This is a genomic window from Kitasatospora sp. NPDC057904, assembly GCF_042887925.1.
GTDB lineage: Bacteria > Actinomycetota > Actinomycetes > Streptomycetales > Streptomycetaceae > Kitasatospora.
This window is the reverse complement of record NZ_JBHVOL010000040.1, coordinates 38,861-56,085: the sequence shown is the minus strand read 5'-3', so window position 1 is coordinate 56,085 and position 17,225 is coordinate 38,861. Positions and strand designations below refer to the sequence as shown.

11 protein-coding genes are annotated in these 17,225 nt (G+C 73.7%); 5 read left to right on the top strand and 6 right to left on the bottom strand.

Translation table 11 applies throughout. The features are described from left to right. Window positions 1-3: 3 nt before the first annotated feature. The 3 genes from ACFVSN_RS43495 (at window position 4) to ACFVSN_RS43485 (ending at window position 6,350) form a co-directional block, all read left to right on the top strand. Window positions 4-4,197, top strand: a complete 4,194-nt coding sequence (locus ACFVSN_RS43495; RefSeq protein ID WP_387959048.1) for an NEW3 domain-containing protein — start codon at window positions 4-6, stop codon at window positions 4,195-4,197. A 143-nt stretch (window positions 4,198-4,340) separates the two neighbouring features. Next, window positions 4,341-4,883, top strand: a complete 543-nt coding sequence (locus tag ACFVSN_RS43490) for a hypothetical protein (RefSeq protein ID WP_387959045.1) — start codon at window positions 4,341-4,343, stop codon at window positions 4,881-4,883. 261 nt (window positions 4,884-5,144) lie between these two features. After that, complete coding sequence (locus ACFVSN_RS43485) at window positions 5,145-6,350, top strand: alpha/beta hydrolase family protein (RefSeq protein ID WP_387959042.1); 1,206 nt, start codon at window positions 5,145-5,147, stop codon at window positions 6,348-6,350. Here ACFVSN_RS43485 and ACFVSN_RS43480 read toward each other — a convergent pair. The 5 genes from ACFVSN_RS43480 to ACFVSN_RS43460 all read right to left on the bottom strand — a co-directional run bounded on the left by ACFVSN_RS43480 (window position 6,347) and on the right by ACFVSN_RS43460 (window position 13,525). After that, window positions 6,347-6,817 (bottom strand): GNAT family N-acetyltransferase, encoded by a 471-nt coding sequence (locus tag ACFVSN_RS43480; protein WP_387959040.1) that lies wholly within the window; start codon window positions 6,815-6,817, stop codon window positions 6,347-6,349. The two genes, ACFVSN_RS43485 and ACFVSN_RS43480, sit on opposite strands and share 4 nt — an antisense overlap. Window positions 6,818-6,870: 53 nt before the next feature. Then, window positions 6,871-8,178, bottom strand: a complete 1,308-nt coding sequence (locus ACFVSN_RS43475; protein ID WP_387959037.1) for a S8 family serine peptidase — start codon at window positions 8,176-8,178, stop codon at window positions 6,871-6,873. A 199-nt stretch (window positions 8,179-8,377) separates the two neighbouring features. After that, window positions 8,378-8,893, bottom strand: coding sequence for an SMI1/KNR4 family protein (locus ACFVSN_RS43470; protein WP_387959034.1), 516 nt, complete (start codon window positions 8,891-8,893; stop codon window positions 8,378-8,380). Further along, window positions 8,890-10,128, bottom strand: a complete 1,239-nt coding sequence (locus tag ACFVSN_RS43465; RefSeq protein ID WP_387959031.1) for a cytochrome P450 — start codon at window positions 10,126-10,128, stop codon at window positions 8,890-8,892. The genes ACFVSN_RS43470 and ACFVSN_RS43465 overlap by 4 nt, the downstream gene beginning before the upstream one ends. Before the next feature lie 193 nt (window positions 10,129-10,321). Continuing rightward, complete coding sequence (locus ACFVSN_RS43460) at window positions 10,322-13,525, bottom strand: M28 family peptidase (protein ID WP_387959029.1); 3,204 nt, start codon at window positions 13,523-13,525, stop codon at window positions 10,322-10,324. A 347-nt stretch (window positions 13,526-13,872) separates the two neighbouring features. Between ACFVSN_RS43460 and ACFVSN_RS43455 the strand changes: the two genes are divergently transcribed. Then, window positions 13,873-15,336 (top strand): helix-turn-helix domain-containing protein, encoded by a 1,464-nt coding sequence (locus ACFVSN_RS43455; protein WP_387959026.1) that lies wholly within the window; start codon window positions 13,873-13,875, stop codon window positions 15,334-15,336. 133 nt (window positions 15,337-15,469) lie between these two features. Next, complete coding sequence (locus tag ACFVSN_RS43450; RefSeq protein WP_380496472.1) at window positions 15,470-15,931, top strand: rhodanese-like domain-containing protein; 462 nt, start codon at window positions 15,470-15,472, stop codon at window positions 15,929-15,931. Between the two features lie 33 nt (window positions 15,932-15,964). Here the strand turns inward: ACFVSN_RS43450 and ACFVSN_RS43445 are convergent, their stop codons facing one another. Beyond that, window positions 15,965-17,143, bottom strand: a complete 1,179-nt coding sequence (locus ACFVSN_RS43445) for a cytochrome P450 (RefSeq protein WP_387959022.1) — start codon at window positions 17,141-17,143, stop codon at window positions 15,965-15,967. Window positions 17,144-17,225 lie beyond the last annotated feature (82 nt).

The window sequence follows — 17,225 nt, the reverse complement described above, 5'->3', positions numbered from 1 at the left end:
CCCGTGCCGGTCACCATCACCGCCGTCGAGAGCACCGACCTGTTCGTGGGCCCCGAGGACGCCCCGCGCCAGGTGCTGCGAGTCACCGTCGACGGCCCCGCCGCCCGGATCGCCGTCAGCGGTCCCGGCGTGCGCGGCGAGGCGGCCGGCACGGGGGAGGTCGAAGTCCCGCTGGAGATCACCGGCGCCGCCGTCGGGGCCCGGCTGCCGGTCACCGTGACGGCCGGGGACTTCGAGGCCGAGGCCGTCGTCGAGGCCGTCGTCGAGGTCGCCGAGCCCGGCTGGACGATGTTCCTCGTCTCGCACTTCCACTACGACCCGGTCTGGTGGAACACCCAGGCCGCCTACACCTCCCCCTGGGACCTGCTCTCCGCCGACGCGACCACCCGCCCGCTCTGGGAACGCAACGGCTTCGCGCTCGTCGACGCGCACCTGGACCTCGCGCTGCGCGACCCGGTCTACAAGTTCGTCCTCGCCGAAGTCGACTACCTGAAACCGTACTTCGACCAGCACCCCGAGCGGCGGGCGGAGCTCCGGACGCTGCTGGCACGCGGCCAGGTCGAGCTGGTCGGCGGCACCTACAACGAGCCGAACACCAACCTCACCGGCGCCGAGACGACCATCCGCAACATCGTGTACGGCATCGGCTACCAGCGCGACATCCTCGGCGGCGATCCGCAAACCGCCTGGCAGCTGGACGTGTTCGGGCACGACCCGCAGTTCCCCGGGCACCTCGCCGCGGCCGGGCTCACCGGCAGCGCCTGGGCGCGCGGGCCGTTCCACCAGTGGGGCCCGATCCAGAAGAACTTCCGCGAGGGCAAGGACGACGCCCGGGTGATGCAGTTCCCGAGCGAGTTCGAGTGGATCGCCCCGAGCGGCGACGGCGTCCTCACCCACTACATGCCGCACCACTACTCGGCCGGCTGGTGGATGGACTCCTCCCCGGACCTCGCCACCGCCGAACGGGCCGTCCACGACCTGTACCGCAAGCTCAAGCCCGTCGGCGCGACGCGGAACCTGCTGCTGCCCGTCGGGACGGACTACACCCCGCCCAACAAGTGGGTCACCGCGATCCACCGCTCCTGGGCCGCCAAGTACCTGTGGCCGCGCTTCGTGTGCGGGACGCCGAGGGACTTCCTCGACGCCGTCCGGGCCGAACTGGCCTCCACGGGGCGCCAGTTGAGCCCGCAGACACGCGACATGAACCCGGTGTACACCGGCAAGGACGTCTCGTACATCGACACCAAGCAGGCCCAGCGCGCGGGCGAGGTCGCCGCCGTGGACGCCGAGAAGCTCGCCACGCTGGCATCCGTCCACGGGCTCGGCCGGTACCCGTCGGCGGCGATGGACAAGGTGTGGCGCCACCTCGCGTACGGCGCCCACCACGATGCCATCACCGGCTCCGAGTCCGACCAGGTGTACCTCGACCTGCTCGGCGGCTGGCGCGAGGCGCACGACCTCGCGGCGGAGGTGCGGGACGCGGCGCTGGACGCTCTGGCCGCCCGGATCTCCCTTGAGGGAACCGGTTTTGGGGTGGTCGTGACGAACACGCTCTCGTTCGACCGCACGGATCTGGTCGCCGTGCGGCTGCCCCCGGACGTTCGCGCGGTACGGGTGCTGGACCCGCTCGGTGCGGAGGTGCCGAGCGTCGTCGACCGGGGGACGCTGCGGTTCCTGGCGGCGGACGTTCCCGCGCTGGGGTGGCGCACGTGGCGGCTGGTGCCGGCGGGCGAGCCGGTTGACGCCTGGACGGCCGAGGACGGGTGGACGATCGCCAACGGGCGCTACCGGGTTCGGGCCGATCCGGCGCGCGGTGGCGGTCTCGCCTCGGTCTACGACCGGCTGCACGAACGGGAGTTGATCCGCGACGGCGCGATCGGCAACGAGCTGCGCGTCTACGAGGAGTACCCGCAGCACCCCGACTTCGGCGAGGGCCCCTGGCACCTGCTGCCCAAGGGGCCGGTGGTCGGGTCTGGTGCGGGGGCGGCTGTCGTCCGGCGGGAGGTCGGGCCGCTCGGGGAGCGGCTGGTGATCACGGGCTCCGTGGACGCCGTCCGCTACGAGCAGACGGTCACGCTGTGGCACGGGCTCGACCGGGTCGACTGCCGGACCCGGGTGGTCGACCACTCCGGTGCCGACCGCTTGCTGCGACTGCGCTTCCCCGTCGACCTCCCCGGCGCGCTGCCGGTCAGCGAGGTCGCGGGCGCGGTCGTCGGGCGGGGCTTCGCGATGCCGGACGTCGACTCGGCGGAGGCGCCGTGGACGCTCGACAACCCGGCCAACACCTGGTTCGGCCTCGGCGCGACGGCCCGCGCGGTGCTCCGCGACCCGGCGGGGTCGGTCCTCGGCGAGCGGGCGTTGGGCGTGGCGGAGGTCGTCGTGCCGGCGCTGGACTCGGCGGCCGGCGTCCGCGATCTCGTCGTGGCGCTCGCCCGGGTCGGCGTCACGGCCACCACCTCGGGCGCCGACTGGGCCCGGTACGGCTGGCTGGACGTGGACTCCAACCTGCCGGACTTCCGGATCGTCGTGGGCGGCCCGGAAGTCAACTCTGTGGCCAGGGATTTGATCGAGCGGGCGGGTGAGGAGTACGCGAGCGTGCTCAAGGCGCACGGTGCGGTGTGGGTGCCGGCGGTCGCGCCGCTGGCGGACGCGTGGCGGCCCGGCGCCGACCTGCGGGACCTGCGGGCGCTCCCGGCGCTCGTCGTCACGGACCCGGCCGGACTGGCGGCGGACCTGGCGGACGCGCGGATCGAGGCCGTTTGCCCGGTCCACGATCCGGACGCCCGACTGGCCGACCATACAGTCGCGTTGCTGAGCTACGGCCTGCCCGGCTTCGCGGTGGACACGACCGGCGCACTGCACCTCTCGCTGATGCGCTCCTGCACCGGCTGGCCGTCCGGCGTCTGGATCGACCCACCCCGGCGGACAGTGCCCGACGGCACCTCTTTCCAACTCCAGCGCTGGACACACGAGTTCAGCTATGCGCTGGTCGGGGGAGCGGGCGACTGGCGGGCGCAGGCGCTGCCCGCGCAGGGGCAGGAGTTCAACCACCCGCTGTACGGCCGCGTCGTGCCCGCCCAGGAAGGTCCGCTGCCGTCCACCCTGTCGTGGCTGCGCGTCGAGCCGCAGCGGGAGGTGCTGCTGAGCGCGCTGAAGCCGGCGGGCAACCCGATCGCGCACGGGTCGGCGGCGTCGGCGGGTTCGGATCTCGCTGTCCGTCTGGTGGAGTCGACGGGCTTCGGACGGACGGTGACGCTCGGCGGCGCGCTGGGCCTGGGCGAGCTGCGGCAGGCGGACCTGCTGGAACGGCCGGCGGGCCCGGCCGACCTCGACCTCTCCGGCTCGCAGATCGTGACGCTGTTGGCGGCCCCCGCCCTCACGTCACCCCCGGAGGGTCCCGCCCTCGGCCCGGAGGCGGAGGCCGCCCAGCCGGTTCACGCCCGCTACTGGCTGCACAACCGGGGCCCGGCACCGCTCGGCTATCTGCCGGTGTCGGTGGGCGTCTCGCCCGGCCTGCTGCGGACGGCGGGGGAGCAGGTGTCGGTCTCTGCGGTCCTCTCCTCGCACCTCCGCGACGCTGCGGTCGAGGGTACGGCCGTGGTCCTGCCGCCGAAGGGCTGGCGGACGAGCCTCGGCAGCCGCCCGTACCGTCTGGAGGCGGGCGGCCACGTGCGCTTCCCGGTGACGCTCACCCCGCCTGCGGACGTCCCGCCGGGCCTGTACTTCGCCGCCGTGCGGCTGGAGCACGACGGCCAGGAGGTCGAGGACGTGGTGACGATCGCCGTCGGCGACCTGCCCGACCTGCTGCCCGTCCCGGGTGAGGCCCCGGAGGAGTGGGTGGCCACCCAGGGCACGAGGGCGACGAGCGGCCGGGATACGGGCCTTGACGTCGTAGTCTCCTCCGAGACCCTCACCGTCACTCCCGGTGTCCGGACGAACCTCACCTTGACCCTCACCAACCGCACGCGGAGCGAGATCCGGGGCGAGCTGCAAGTGGTCTCCCCCTGGGGCACCTGGGCGGCGATCCCAGCCCCCGTCCGGGGCTTCCGCGTCCCGGCGGGGCAATCCTCCACCGCCACGTTCGACCTCACCGTGCCCGAGGACGCCGACGCCGGCGCCTACTGGGCAGTGGTCAAGGTGATGTGGTTCGGCCGCTGCCAGTACAGCCCGACCGTCGCCCTGGAGGTCCGCCGGTGACTCTCGGCCACCTCGACGGCCGCCCGCTGTCACGCAGGAACCTCGACCACCGTTTGGCCGCCCTCCGAACCGGCCCCCGCTCGGCGGCCCTCCCACGACCCGGTAGTCCGGAGGACCGCCAACTCACGAGGTGGGTCGCCCAGGTGATGCTGACCGAGGCCCTGTGCGAGGCAGTGGCCGCCGAACGCGGCCTGGCGGTGGCGGGTGGGGCGCCCGTCCACCTCGACCAACAGGCAGCCGTCGAGCTGGGCTCCATCACGGCAGCGGCCTTCGAAGGCAGCGCCGCCGTGCGGGCGGTCTACGAGGCCGTCACGGCGGACGTCGAGCCGTCGGAGGACGAATCGGCCCACTACCGTCGGATGACGACCCGCCCGCCGTCCGTCGTCTGGCGCCTGGCGCTCCCCGACGGTGAGTGCGAGGCGGCCCCGGAATCGCTCCCGCTGGCCCTGGCCGACGCCCTGCGCAAGGCCCCGAGAGGAGAACGAGTCACCGCATGCCGCTGGACAGCGACCCTCATCTCCGAGCACTCGACCACCCCCGACATCACCACCACCGTCCACGACGCCACCCGCCGCGCGGCCTTCACCCGCTGGCTCGACCGAGAACGGGCAGCCCGCCTCACCCTCGTAGCCGGACTGGAACACCCGGGCGACCCGGGCCAGCCCGACAACCACCACCGTCACTAGTGCAGCGCCGCGTTGATCCTTCGGGGGTTCATGCGGCTTTGAGTGGGCTGCCGTCGTGGGTCCGGCGGTAGGGCTCGGCGTCGTGTTCGTCGGAGGCCAAGACGAAGTCGGCGCTCGACGATGCCGGCGCGAGGAACCCCGCGCCGCACGACGTACTCCCGGCGGGTGACTCCGGTACCTCGCCGGGGCTACGAACGACACCGGAACGTTTACATCCACGGGCCGATTCGATGCGGAGCCGCGGAACCTAGCGTCGATCCCATGAAACGCAATCACCGTATCAACGCCGTCGCGATGCTGGCGCTCGCCGCCCTCGTCACCGGAACCGGCGCCGGGTTCGCCGCCACGACCACACCGTCGGCCACACCGGTGGCCACGCACGCGTTCGACGCCGCACCGGCCACGGCCACCGCGCCCACGCGGTCCTTCCAAGGCGCGCTCCCCGCGCCGACCGGCCCCTACGCCGCCGGCGAGGACGTCATCCACCTCACCGACGCGAGCCGTCCCGACCCGTGGGTGCCGTCATCCGGCCCCCGCCAACTGACCGTCACGATGGTCTACCCGGCCGTCCCCGGGACCGGGACTCCGGCCCCTTACATGACCCTCGCCGAGGCAGCCGGACACATCCAGCGCGCGAAGATACCGGCGAGCTCCGGCATCACCCCACAGAACGTTTCCAGCGTCACCACTCACGCCTTCGACGGCGCTCGGCCGCGACACGGCAAGTATCCGCTGGTGGTCCTCTCACCCGGGTTCGGGGACCCGCGCATGGTGCTCACCTCGCTCGCGACCGAGCTGGCCAGTCAGGGCTACGTCGTCGCGCTCGTCGGCGACACCAACGGGGACAGCGGCGAAACGCTGGCGAACGGCCGGACGCCGCCGTGCGCGATCTGCGACGACCCGAACCTCGACATGGACACGGTCACCGCCGGCCGCGCGCTGGACGTGTCCTTCGTGATCGACCAGTTGACGCACGGCAATACCGCGTGGCCCCTGGCACACCTCATCGACAAGCACGAGATCGGCATGGCCGGACACTCCATCGGCGGAGCGGCGGCCGCCGCCACGATGATCGCCGACCCGCGAGTACGGGCCGGGGTGAACATGGACGGCAAGTTCTACCCGGTCCCGGTGCCCGGCCAGATCAACCGCCCGTTCCTCATGCTGGGCGAGACCGACACCCACGTGGCCGACGGCTTCGACACCACGTGGGGGCAGACCTGGGCCGCCCTCGGCGGCTACAAGAAGTGGCTGACGGTCACCGGCGCCAACCACCCCAGCTTCACCGACGTGGACCTGCTCGAGGAGCAGGCCGGGTTCCCGACGCCGGCCCTCGACCCCGAACGTGGAATCGTGATCACGCGTGAGTACGTGACAGCGTTCTTCGACCGGACGCTGAAGGGGATCCACAGTCCGCTGCTGGACGGCCCCTCGCCGGACAACCCGGAAGTTCTCTTCCAGTACTAGAGCAGTTGATCCATCTGCTGGTTCATCGGGCTGAGGCCGGCGGACTCGTAGAAGGCGCGGGCCGGTTCGTTGAAGTGCCAGACGGCGGTGGTCAGGCGGCGGCAGCCTGCGGAGCGGCCGTGGGTGCGGACGGCGTCGAGGAGGGCGGAGCCGACGCCGGTGCGGGCGGCGGCGGGGGAGACGGAGAGCTGGTCGAGGTAGACGACGTCGTCGGGGACGGCGAAGGTGTTGCCCGGCCAGTGGACGATGCGGGCGACCGCGTAGCCGGCGGGTGTGCCGTCCGCCGCCTCGGCGATGAAGACGGTGACGGCCGGAGCGGTGATCTGCTCCTCGAAGTGGGCCGCCGCGTCGGGGGACGGGGTGAAGAGGTCGGGGCGGTGTTCGACGTGCAGGGCGTGGACGTGGTCGTTGAGCCGCGCGAGCAGGGCGGTGTCGGCGGCGGTCGCGGTGCGGATGGTGATCGTCACGGCGTCATCCTGGTCAACTCACCTCCGCACCGCCACGCCTTTTCGTCGGAGGGTCAGCGGCGCAGTCCGCGGACGCCGTGGGGGGTGCCGAGGCCGGTGGGGCCGTCGTAGCCGGGGAGGGCGGTGCAGAGGTAGGAGCCGCCGCACGATCCGTTGGAGCCGGTGGTGATGTCGTTGAAGGCCCGGGGGTGGGCGTAGGGGTAGGAGGCGGCGAAGTCGTTGGCGCCGGGTGTGCCCGCCACCGCGTACATGCCGGCGATCAGGGGCGCGGCGACGCTGGTGCCGCCGATCACGTGCCAGCCGGCGCCGTCGGTGGGGTCGGTGAAGTAGACCGCGACGCCGGTGCCGGGGTCGGCGACGGCGGAGACGTCGGCGATGGTGCGGTTGGCGCAGCCGGGGTCGTGCTGCCAGGCCGGCTTCGGCTCGAAGAGGGAGCAGCCGGAACCGGCGCCGACCCAGGCGCTCTCGGACCAGCCCGGGCGGTTGAACGGCGGGAACGGGGGCCGGACCCGGTGCAGGCTGGTGCCGCCGGCGGCGGTGACGTACTGGGAGGCCGCCGGCCAGGTCGGGTTGGGGTAGCCGTTGTCACCGCTGCTGGCCACGAAGGCGATGCCGCGGTGGTTGAAGAACGAGTCGATGATCGTCTGATTGGGGAATTCGGGCGCACCGAAGCTCATGGAGATGAACGTGGCGTTCTGCTGGAAGGCCTGGCCGACCGCGTGGATCTCGTTGCGGAGCAGCTCGTCGTCGGCCTCGACCAGCAGGATGTGGCAGTCCGGGCAGGTGGCGCTGACGGAGGCGAGGTCGGTGGCGGCCTCCACGACCCAGCCGGGGTCGGTGGTCGGGGGCGGAGTGCTGCCGCCGTTCTGGTTGATCTTGCGGAAGCAGCCGTTGGCGGTGGTGCACGGCGGCAGGTGGTACTGCTCGCGGTAGACGGCGAGGTCGCTCTCGGCGGTGCGGTCGTCGAAGGCCACCACGATGGCCACGGTCCGTTCCCCGCCGCCGTTGCGGGGCAGGTTGTAGGCGGCCTGGAGGTCGCGCGCGCCGAGTCCCGGGGGCTCGGTGTCCGGCTGGAGGCGCTGCAGCGGGGGCAGGTCGGTGCGGATCAGGGCGAGGCAGGGGCCCCGCAGGTCGGACGGCACCTCGGCGACGGTGCCGTCCGGGGTGGTCAGGGCCGTGGTCGGCGCGTCCGCCGCCGCGGGCGATGCCGGTGCGCACGCCCGCTCGGCGGTCACGGCCGGTGGGTCGGCGGGCTGCACGCCGCCGGCCGGGGTCAGGGCCTGCGCGGGCGCGGCGGTGGCCGCGAGGGCCAGCGCCAGGGGGACGGCGAGCAGGAAGCGCATGAGTGGGGTGGGCCGCATGGACTCCTCGTTTCGTCGGCCCGGACCCGGGGCCCGTCGAGGCGCCGCCCGGTCCGAGCCGGGTGTTCCCGTTCGGTGGCGCGGTCCCGCAACGGCGGACCGCTCGATGTGGCGCCATCGTCGCAGCGGCCGACCGGGGGTCGACGACGTCGGGGCGGACACCGCGGCGCGATCACTCCGACGGGCCATCGCCTCGCCGTCAGGTGTCTTCGGCGGGAGCGAGCCAGGCCCCGTACCAGTCGCGGAAGTCCGGGCCCGGGGTGAGACCGCCCCAGTCGGGGTCGTCGTGCCACACCTCGCCCGCGTTCGGGCCGGTGACGACGAGACGGGACCACATGCCGCAGCCGCCCTCCGCGATGACCAGGCTTCCCGCGACCGGGTGCGGGCCGTGCCCGGTGAACGGCATGGCCAGGACGCCGGGGCGCAGGTCGTCCTCGCGCACGCCGTGGATGGCGTCCTCCTCGTCGAGGACCTCCGTGAGTCCGACGACGCCGTAGTCCGGGCCGGCACCGCCGTCGGCGACGTCGGCGAGGAAGCTCCGGTAGGAGGACGGGAGTTGGACGCCGTGCCGGTGCTCGAACGCCCGGATGGTCTCCTCGGCGAGCGGCGGCCGGAGCCGGTAGTCGTGGTGGTCGGAGCCGAAGCGGCGGCGTTCGGGGTCCGCGTCGGCCATGGCGGCGAGGCGGGTGCGCACCCTGGAGGCGTCCCGGGTCACGTGAGCAGCACCGCCGGCGTCGGGCCGTCGGGGCGGACGGTGATGCTGTAGGCGGCGCCGGTGGGGGTGGAGAGGAAGGCCGGGGTGTACGCCGGGAGGAGCAGTTCGAGCAGGGCGGTGGTCTCGCGGACGGCGAACTGGGTGCCGAGGCAGGCGCGGGCGCCGAGGCCGAAGGGGTAGTAGGCGGCGAGGTGGGCGGGGCGGGTCCCGGTGGCGGTGAAGCGGGTGGGGTCGAAGCGCTCCGGGTCGGGCCAGAGAGCGGGGTCCCGGTGGGTGAGGTACGGGCAGACGAGGACGTCCGTTCCGGCCGCGATGTGGTGGCCGGCGATCACGTCGTCCTCGGTGGCATGCCGAGGGAGCATCCAAGCGGACGGGTAGAGGCGCAGGGTCTCGCTGACGAGCGCCTGGGGGGCGGCCGTACGGGCCTCGGGGTGGCGGTCGAGGAGGAGATACAGCCAGGTGAGGGTGGTGGCGGTGGTCTCGTGGCCGGCGACGATGAGGGTGACGAGTTCGTCGCGGATCAACCGGTCGGTGTACTCGGGGTGTTGGCGCGAAGCTTCGAGGAGGTCGTGCAGGACGCCGGGGGAGTCGTGGGTGGTGCGCGCCGCGTCGATGGCGGCCTGGGCGATCGCGTCGATCCGGGCGAGGTCCTCGGCCACCGCGTCGCGGGCGTCGGCCGCGTTGGTGGGCAGGGTCGGCATCGCGGCCACCACCCGTTCCACCGAACGGAGTTCGCGGTCGGTCGCGTCATCCATCTCGTGTCCGGTGAGGGCCCGCCACACCGTGTCGAGGGCGAAGCGCCGCATCTCCTCGCCGACGTCGAAGGTCTCGCCGGTGCGGGCGTACCCCGCCCACCGGTCGGCCGTGCGCCGCGCCGCCTCGGCGATCCGCTGCTCGTAGCGCCGCATGCCCGTCCCGGTGAACTGGGACTGCAGCAGCCGCCGTTGACGCTTCCACGCATCCCCGCTGGCGGACAGCACACCGTCCCCGACGAGCATCCGCGCCCGGTGCGAGCGCTTCACGTACCGGTCCGGATGCCGCCCGAGCACGTGCTGCACACCCGCCGGATCCGTCACCAGCACGGTCGCCCGCTCGCCCCCGAGCGGGACCGCGGCGATCCCCCCGACCTCCCGCCGCGCCCGCGCGAGCAACTCGACGAGGTCGGCCCCGGAGGCCCGCCACTGCTCGACGGCCGAGAGCGGAAGCTCGGGGACGGAAAGCGCTTCGGTGGCCACGGGCTGCTCCTCGGTGCGGCGGCTGTCGGTCCGTCGGATCCGGACGGAACTCTATGGCAGGGCAGTGGCGATCATGGAATGACGACCGGACCCGGTGTTCTCCTCTCGTCATCGACGCGCGCGGCTGCGCCGCGGTCCGTCCCCCTCGACGGGCCGCGGCGCAGCTCCTTTTCCCCTCTGCGCGTCAGAGACGTCAGATGCGCTGCCAGAGGGCCGGGACGATGGGCGGTTCCCAGCCGGCCTGGGCCGTGTGGCCCTGGATGCAGCGGTAGCTTGCGCCGTTGTACGTGACGACGTCGCCGGCCTGGTAGGTGGTGCCGGGGGTCCAGGTGCCGCCGGGGTTGCTGCTCCCGACGGTCAGGGAGTAGGTGGTGGTGTGGGTGGCGGTGCCGGTGCCGGTCACCGTGATGGTGTAGGTGCCGGCGGCGGCCGAGGAGGAGGCGGCGACCGTCATGGTCGACGAGCCGCCGGACTGCACCGAGGCCGGGCTGAAGGAGACCGTCACGCCCGCCGGGGCGCCGCTCGCCGACAGGTTGACCTTCTGCGCGGAGCCGGACGTGGTGGCGGTCGAGACGGAGGCCGTGGCCGAACCGCCGGGCGTCACCGAGCCGTTGGCCGGGTTGACGGACACCGAGAAGTCGTTGGACGGGGCGGTGCCGCCGACCGAGGTCTTCCAGATGGTGTACGCGACGCCGTTGGCGCTGCGCTTCAGGGCCGTCGGGTCGATGTTGCCGCTGGTGTCGCAGGACTGGTGGTAGCAGGAGTCGTAGGACTGGTTCGCGGTGCCGCCCCACTTGGCCGCCTGCGCCGCCGTCTTGACGGCGTCCGCGCCGGCCGCGTAGCCGGAGGTGGCGATGCCGGCCTGCTGGAAGGAGTAGTCGTCGGAGCGGCCCTGGCCCTCGACGTTCTCCTCGGGCTGGAGGTTGAGCGAGTCCCAGTACGCCTTCATGGGGGCGGCGGGCGCGGTGGTGATGTTGTTGATGAAGTAGCCGGCGTTGGGCGAGCCGACCATGTCGAAGTTGTAGTAGGCCTTGATCGCGGAGCGCTGGGCGGAGCTCAGCTGGCCGACGTAGGAGCGGGAGCCCTGGAGGCCCTGCTCCTCGCCGGTCCACCACGCGAAGCGGACGTGCCTGGTCATGGCCGGGTTCTGCTGGGCGAGGGCGAGGGCGTTCTCCAGCAGGGTGGCCGAGCCGGAGCCGTTGTCGTTGATGCCGGGGCCGGCCTGGACGCTGTCGAGGTGGGCGCCGAGCATGGTGACCTGGTCGGCGGGGCCGCCGGGCCAGTCGGCGACCAGGTTGCTGGACGGGTAGTCGCAGGAGCTGCAGGTCTGTTCGGCGACGGTGTAGCCGGCGGCCTGGAGCTTGCCCTTGATGTACGCGACGGACTGGCTGTGGCCGGCGCTGCCGGCCCGGCGGTTGCCGCCGTTCTGGTCGGCGATGGTGTTGAGCTGGGCGAGGTCGGCCTGGATCTTCGCGACGTCGATGTCGGGCGCGGGTCCGCCGGGCGTGCCGCCGCCGACCGTCAGGGTGTACTGGGCGGTGTGGGTGGCCGCGCCGGCGGTGCCGGTGACGGTGATGACGTACGTCCCGGCCGGGGCGCCCGAGGAAGCGGACAGGGTCAGGGTCGCGGAGGAGCCGGTCTGCACGGAGGACGGCGAGACGGTGGCCGTGACGCCGGCCGGCGCGCCGGAGGCGGTCAGGCCGACGTTCTGCGCGGTGCCCGAGGTGACGGCGGTGCTGACCGTCGCCGTGGTCGAGGAGCCGGGCTGGACGGAGCCGGACGCCGGGCCGAGCGCGAGCGAGAAGTCGTTGTTGCCGGACGGCGTGCAGCTCGGGTCGCCGCTCTGCGCGGGCACGCTGACCGCGTCCCAGGCCGCCTTGGTGCGGTTGTAGAAGCCGCAGGTGGGGTCGAGGTTCTTGGCGGCGGTCAGGGTGGTGGTGCGGTAGCGCTTGTACGTCATGCCGCTGGTCTTGAGCAGCATGCCGCCGTAGAAGACCTGCCCGGCCTGCTTGACGCCGATGCCGGTGACCGCGGAGCCGTTGCAGGTGGGGCTCGTGGGCTTGCCGCCACCGGGGTTGGAGCCGAGGCTCAGCAGGTAGAACCAGTGGTTGAGCGGGCCGGCCGCCGCGTGCACCTCGGTGCTCGGGATCGAGGAGGAGTAGCAGTCGGGGTCGTTGTTGACGAGCGAGGGCTGGTAGAGGCTGCGGATCGGGCCCTGGCCGAGCAGGTTGGCCTCCCGGCCGACCTGGTAGTCGGGGTAGTCGTAGGGCGAGGGCTGGTTGGCGTACTCCTTGGTGAGCGCGCCGAAGATGTCGCCGGTGCCCTCGCCGAGGCCGTTCTCGTTGTTGGCGCCGCCGGGGGTGTACTGGTCGATGCCGTGGCCGAACTCGTGGCCGACGACGTCCTGCGCGGCGATCCACTCGCCGCCCTGGTTGTGGCCGATGGAGACGGAGCTGCCGTCCCAGTAGGCGTTGACGTCGTTCAGGCCCATCTTGACCGGCCAGCTGCCGCCGTTGCCGTCGTGGCCGTTGCGTCCGAGCCAGTCGCGGAGCATGTTCCACTCGGTCTGGGCGGCCCACATGGCGTCGCCGCAGCCGGTCTCCCTGCTGGACGGGTCGCCGGTGCCCCAGGAGTCGGAGGACTTGGTGAGCACCTGCCCGGTGTCGTAGTCGGAACAGCTGAGGCCGGGCCGGTTGGGGTCGCGCAGGCTGTACGAGCCACCGGAGTTGGTGGTGTTGATGGTGAGCGGTCCGGGGCCGTTCCACTTGCTGTTGACGGTGCCCGCACGGACGTCGTCGTAGCTGTCGATCACCTCGCCGGTGGCGGCGTCGACGAACACGTGCAGCTTGCTGGGCGCGCTGTCGGTGCGGCCGGTCAGGACGGTCTCCCAGGCGAGCCGTCCGGCGCCGTCCTTGACCCGGACGACGAGCCGGCGCGCGTCCACCGAGTCGACGGCGGCGAGCCGGGTGCGGGCCGTCTGCTCTGCGTGCGCGGCGCTCACCTGCGGGGTCGTCGAGCCGCCGACCGGGCCGGTGGCCGCGGACTGGAGGCCCTGGACGCGCCCCTGGCCGTCGGCTATGACGACGGCGTCGCCGCCGACCACGGGCAGGCCGCGGTAACTGCGCTCGTAGGCGACGGAGTAGAGGCCGTTCAGCCAGGGGGTGACGGCCCGCCGTTCGTACGTCTCGCCGGGGCCCTTGGCGAGGGCGTCCAGGCCGGCCGCCGCGGCGGCGTCGGCGGCGTTGACGGCGGCGGCCAGGGCACTGGGCGGGGCGGCGGAGGGACCTGGGTCCGCGGCGGCGGCCGGCCCGGCGCCGGTGGCGGCGATCAGGCCGGCCAGCACGGTCAGGGTGGTCGCCGTGGTGAGCAACCGGCCCGTGGTCAGTCTGCGTTGCATCGAGGCTCCTCGAACGTGGGGGTCCTCGACCGCGGACGGCGTGGTGGTGCGTGGAGCTGCGTTCCGCGGGCCGCGTCTGGGGGACGGCCGTTCGCTGCGGGCCGTCCGCGCTCGGGTGCCGGAACCCTCACATGTCGTCATGGCCGGGTCAATGGGCGGTGCGGAGGTGCCCAAGGGTTGGCAAATTCCGTCAAGGCGCCGGGGGTCCGCCCGGGGTCGTCCGGAAGCCCGAATTGGTTGAGACCACGTCATGTACGGATCGCGTGCCATCGAGTACCGTCCTCATCGTCGGACGGTCCGTGAACGTCCCGGGGGCCGGGGTTGGAGCGCTACCGCGGGAGGCAGCCGTGCACCGGAACCGGGTGGCCGCGCCCCAGCCGTCGACGACCCGGCCGTCGACGCCCAGGCCGTCCGCGCCCCAGCCGTCGACGCCCCAACCGGACGGGCCCTGGCGCGAGTTCGGCGCCCGGCTGCGCCACTGGCGGCGGCGGGCCGGACTCACCCAGGCCCAGCTCGGCGCCGGCATCGGCTACGACCACACCGCCGTCAGCAAGATCGAGCACGGCACCCGCCGGGTCACCCCGCGCGTCGCCGACCGGCTCGACGACCTCCTCGCCGCCGGGGGCGAACTGCGCGGCGCCCTCGCGCGGGCCGAGGAGGCCGAACTCAACGCCGCCGTCCTGCCGTTCGCCCCCGGCCTCACCCGCCCGCCGCTGCCCGGCGACCCCGACGAGCGCGGCCCGCAAGCCCCGTGGTGCGCGCCGCCGCGCCGCCTGCCCGACTACGGACTGCTCTGCCCCCTCCACGGCGCCGACGGCTGCGCCGTGCCCGCACCCGCCGAACTCGCCGCCCTGCACGCCGGGTTCTGCGCGGCCGACCCCGCCGCGCCCCCGCCCCTGGACGCCGACACCGCGCACGCGCTCACCGGGCTCCTCGCCGCCCGGCTGCGCTCCGGCGAGTCCGCCGCCCACCCGGGCCTCGCCGCCGCCGTCGAGCGGACCCTGCGCGCCGTCCTCGCCCGGCTCGCCTCCGCGTCCGCCTCCGCCGATCAGCGGCGCCCGCTGGCCCGCCTCGCCGCCGAGTACGCGCACGCCGCAGGCGCGCTGCGCATGCAGGGCGGCCGCAACGCCACCGCCATGGCCTGCTTCGACCGGGCGCTCACCTGGGCCGAACTCGCCGGCGACACGGCCACCCAGGTCGCCGCGCTCAGCGACATGAGCACCCTGGCCCGGCTCGACGGCGATCCGGCGGCCGCCCTCGGCTACGCCCGCGAGACCGGCCGGGTCGCGCCCGGGCGGCACTGGGCGGCGGCGATGGGCCAGATCGGCCGGGCCAGGGCGCACGCGCTGACCGGCGACGTCCGCGAGACCGTCCGGCACATCGGCCGCGCCCGGCTCCACCTCGACCACATCGGGCCGCGCGACGAGGCCGACGCGCCGTGGCTCTCCATCGCCTCCATGCGGATGCGGGTCGAGTCCGGCGCGGCTGCGGCCCTGCGGGATGTTGCCGCCGCCGTCGGCGACCCGGTGCTCGCCCGGCACGCGCTGGCCGCCGCGGAGAGCGCGCTGCACCTCCTCGGGTCTGCCCAACTGCCGTCCACGCGGCTGCTGTTCACCGTCCGGGTCGCCGACTGTCACGCGTGCGCGCACGACCCGCAGGCCGCCGTCGCGCTGCTCGGCCGCACGCTGGAGGCGGCACCGGAGGAGGTCCTGCCGGCGCTGGTCGGGCGCGAACTGCGCGGCCTGCGCGAGCGGTTGGCTGCGCACAGGCCGGTGGAGGCGCACCGGCTCGCGGAGCTGGCGGGGTCCTGAAAGCTCCCTGGTACGGCCCATCGGGAGCTGGCGGGATCTTGACGAAGACAGGCGATCACGACACTCGTGGGCGGGTCGGGGCGCGGGCCAGGATGAGCACATCGCACCGAGCCACCACCCCAGGAGCACCCCGATGACCAGCGCCGTCCTCTCCGTCCCCGCCGCCGACCCGGCCCTCGCCGCCGCCCACTTCCTCTCCCGCCTCACCTTCGAGGCCGACGTCTCGGACGTGCGCGCCGACCTGCTGGCCGGTGTCCCGGGCCTGGTCGTCGTCGACTCGCGCAGCGAGGTGGCGTGGTCCCAGGGCCGCATCCCGGGCGCCCTGCACCTGCCCACCGCCCGCATCGCGGAGCTGGCCCCGCGGCTGGTCGACCGCGGGGCCACCGTCGTCACCTACTGCTGGGGCCCCGGCTGCAACGGCGCCACCCGGGCCGCCCTCGCCTTCGCCCGGCTCGGCTACCGGGTGAAGGAGATGCTCGGCGGCTTCGAGTACTGGGCCCGGGAGGGCTTCGCGTACGACACCGACAACGGCACCGAGCAGCGGCCGATCGACGACCTGACGGCCCCGCGCTCGGGCATCTCCTGCGCCTGCTGAAGCCTGGTCGGGGGCCCGGTCACGTGCCCGGCCTCACCACGTCACCGTGAGCCGGCGCGGGCTGCGGGTGGAGAAGACGCAGCGCCACTCGATGGCCTCGACCGGCTCGGCGAGCCGCAGGCCCGGGAGGCGGGTGGCGAGGCGGTGGAGCGCGAGGCGCAGTTCGAGGCGGGAGAGCCAGGCCCCCAGGCAGTGGTGCGGTCCGGCGCTGAAGACGAGCGTCGGAGCCTCCAGCGGTTCGAAGAGTCCGTCGGGCAGGCCGGTGGTGAAGACCTCGGGGTCCTGGTTGGCGCTCCACCGGTCCAGGAGCACCACCGCGCCGGCCGGGATCGTCACCCCGCCGACCACCGTCTCCCGGACGGACCGGCGCAGGGCGCCCTGCCCCTCGCCGAGCGGGATGGTGTGCAGCAGCCGGTCGGCGGCCGCCTGGGCGGCGTCCTCCGAGGTGAGCCGCGGCCAGGCGTCCGGGCGCTCGTCGAGCAGGTAGACCAGGAAGTTGCCGAGCGTGGCGACGGTCGTCTCGTGGCCGCCGGCGATCAGCCCGCAGATCAGCTTGACCATGCGCTCCTCGGAGACGCCGCCCTGCTGGTCGGCCGCCGCCACCATGCGGCTGACCAGGTCCTCCCCGGGCTCGCGCCGCCGCCGGTCCAGGAGTTCGGCGGCGAAGGCGTAGAACTCGGCCAGCACCGCCCGGACTTCGTCGACGGGTTGGCTGCGGTCGGCGAACAGGTGGTCGGTCCAGTGGCGCAGCCGCTGCCGGTCGACGTCCTCCACGCCCATCAGGCGGCTGATCACGTCGACCGGCAGCGGCATGGTCAGCGAGGCGACCAGGTCGGCCGGGGGGCCCTGGTCGACGATGTCCTCGACGAGCCGCTCGACCACGGAGGTCAGCCAGGGCGTCCACGCGTCGATGGCCTTGCGGGTGAAGGCCTGCTGCATGAGGGCGCGCAGCTGCCGGTGCTCCGGGCCGTCGATGTTGCTGATGAAGCCGGGATCGCCCTCCAGGCCGGAGACGGAGCCGAGCGACGGGGCGTCCGGCGCGAACAGCGCGGCCCGCCCGAACGCCGGATCGGTGAGCACCTGCCGGACGTCGGGGTAGCGGGTGATCAGCCAGGCGGGCGTGCCGTTGGGCAGCGCGGTGAGCCGGGGCGCGCCGTGCGCGGCGGGCTTGCGGCGGTGCAGGGGAATCAGCGTGCGCTCATCGATGGACATGGATCCTCCGGCGGCCCCGCGGGTGGGGGTTCGTGGCCAATGGTCTGGCACCAGCTTTGCCGGGGTGTGCACGATCGATCCA

What these genes read in the sequence shown, in the direction of transcription:
- ACFVSN_RS43485 (WP_387959042.1), top strand. Translation starts at nt 5,145, where the DNA reads ATGAAACGCAATCACCGTATCAACGCCGTCGCGATGCTGGCGCTCGCC.
- ACFVSN_RS43475 (WP_387959037.1), bottom strand. Translation starts at nt 8,178, where the DNA reads ATGCGGCCCACCCCACTCATGCGCTTCCTGCTCGCCGTCCCCCTGGCG.
- ACFVSN_RS43460 (WP_387959029.1), bottom strand. Translation starts at nt 13,525, where the DNA reads ATGCAACGCAGACTGACCACGGGCCGGTTGCTCACCACGGCGACCACC.
- ACFVSN_RS43450 (WP_380496472.1), top strand. Translation starts at nt 15,470, where the DNA reads ATGACCAGCGCCGTCCTCTCCGTCCCCGCCGCCGACCCGGCCCTCGCC.
- ACFVSN_RS43445 (WP_387959022.1), bottom strand. Translation starts at nt 17,143, where the DNA reads ATGTCCATCGATGAGCGCACGCTGATTCCCCTGCACCGCCGCAAGCCC.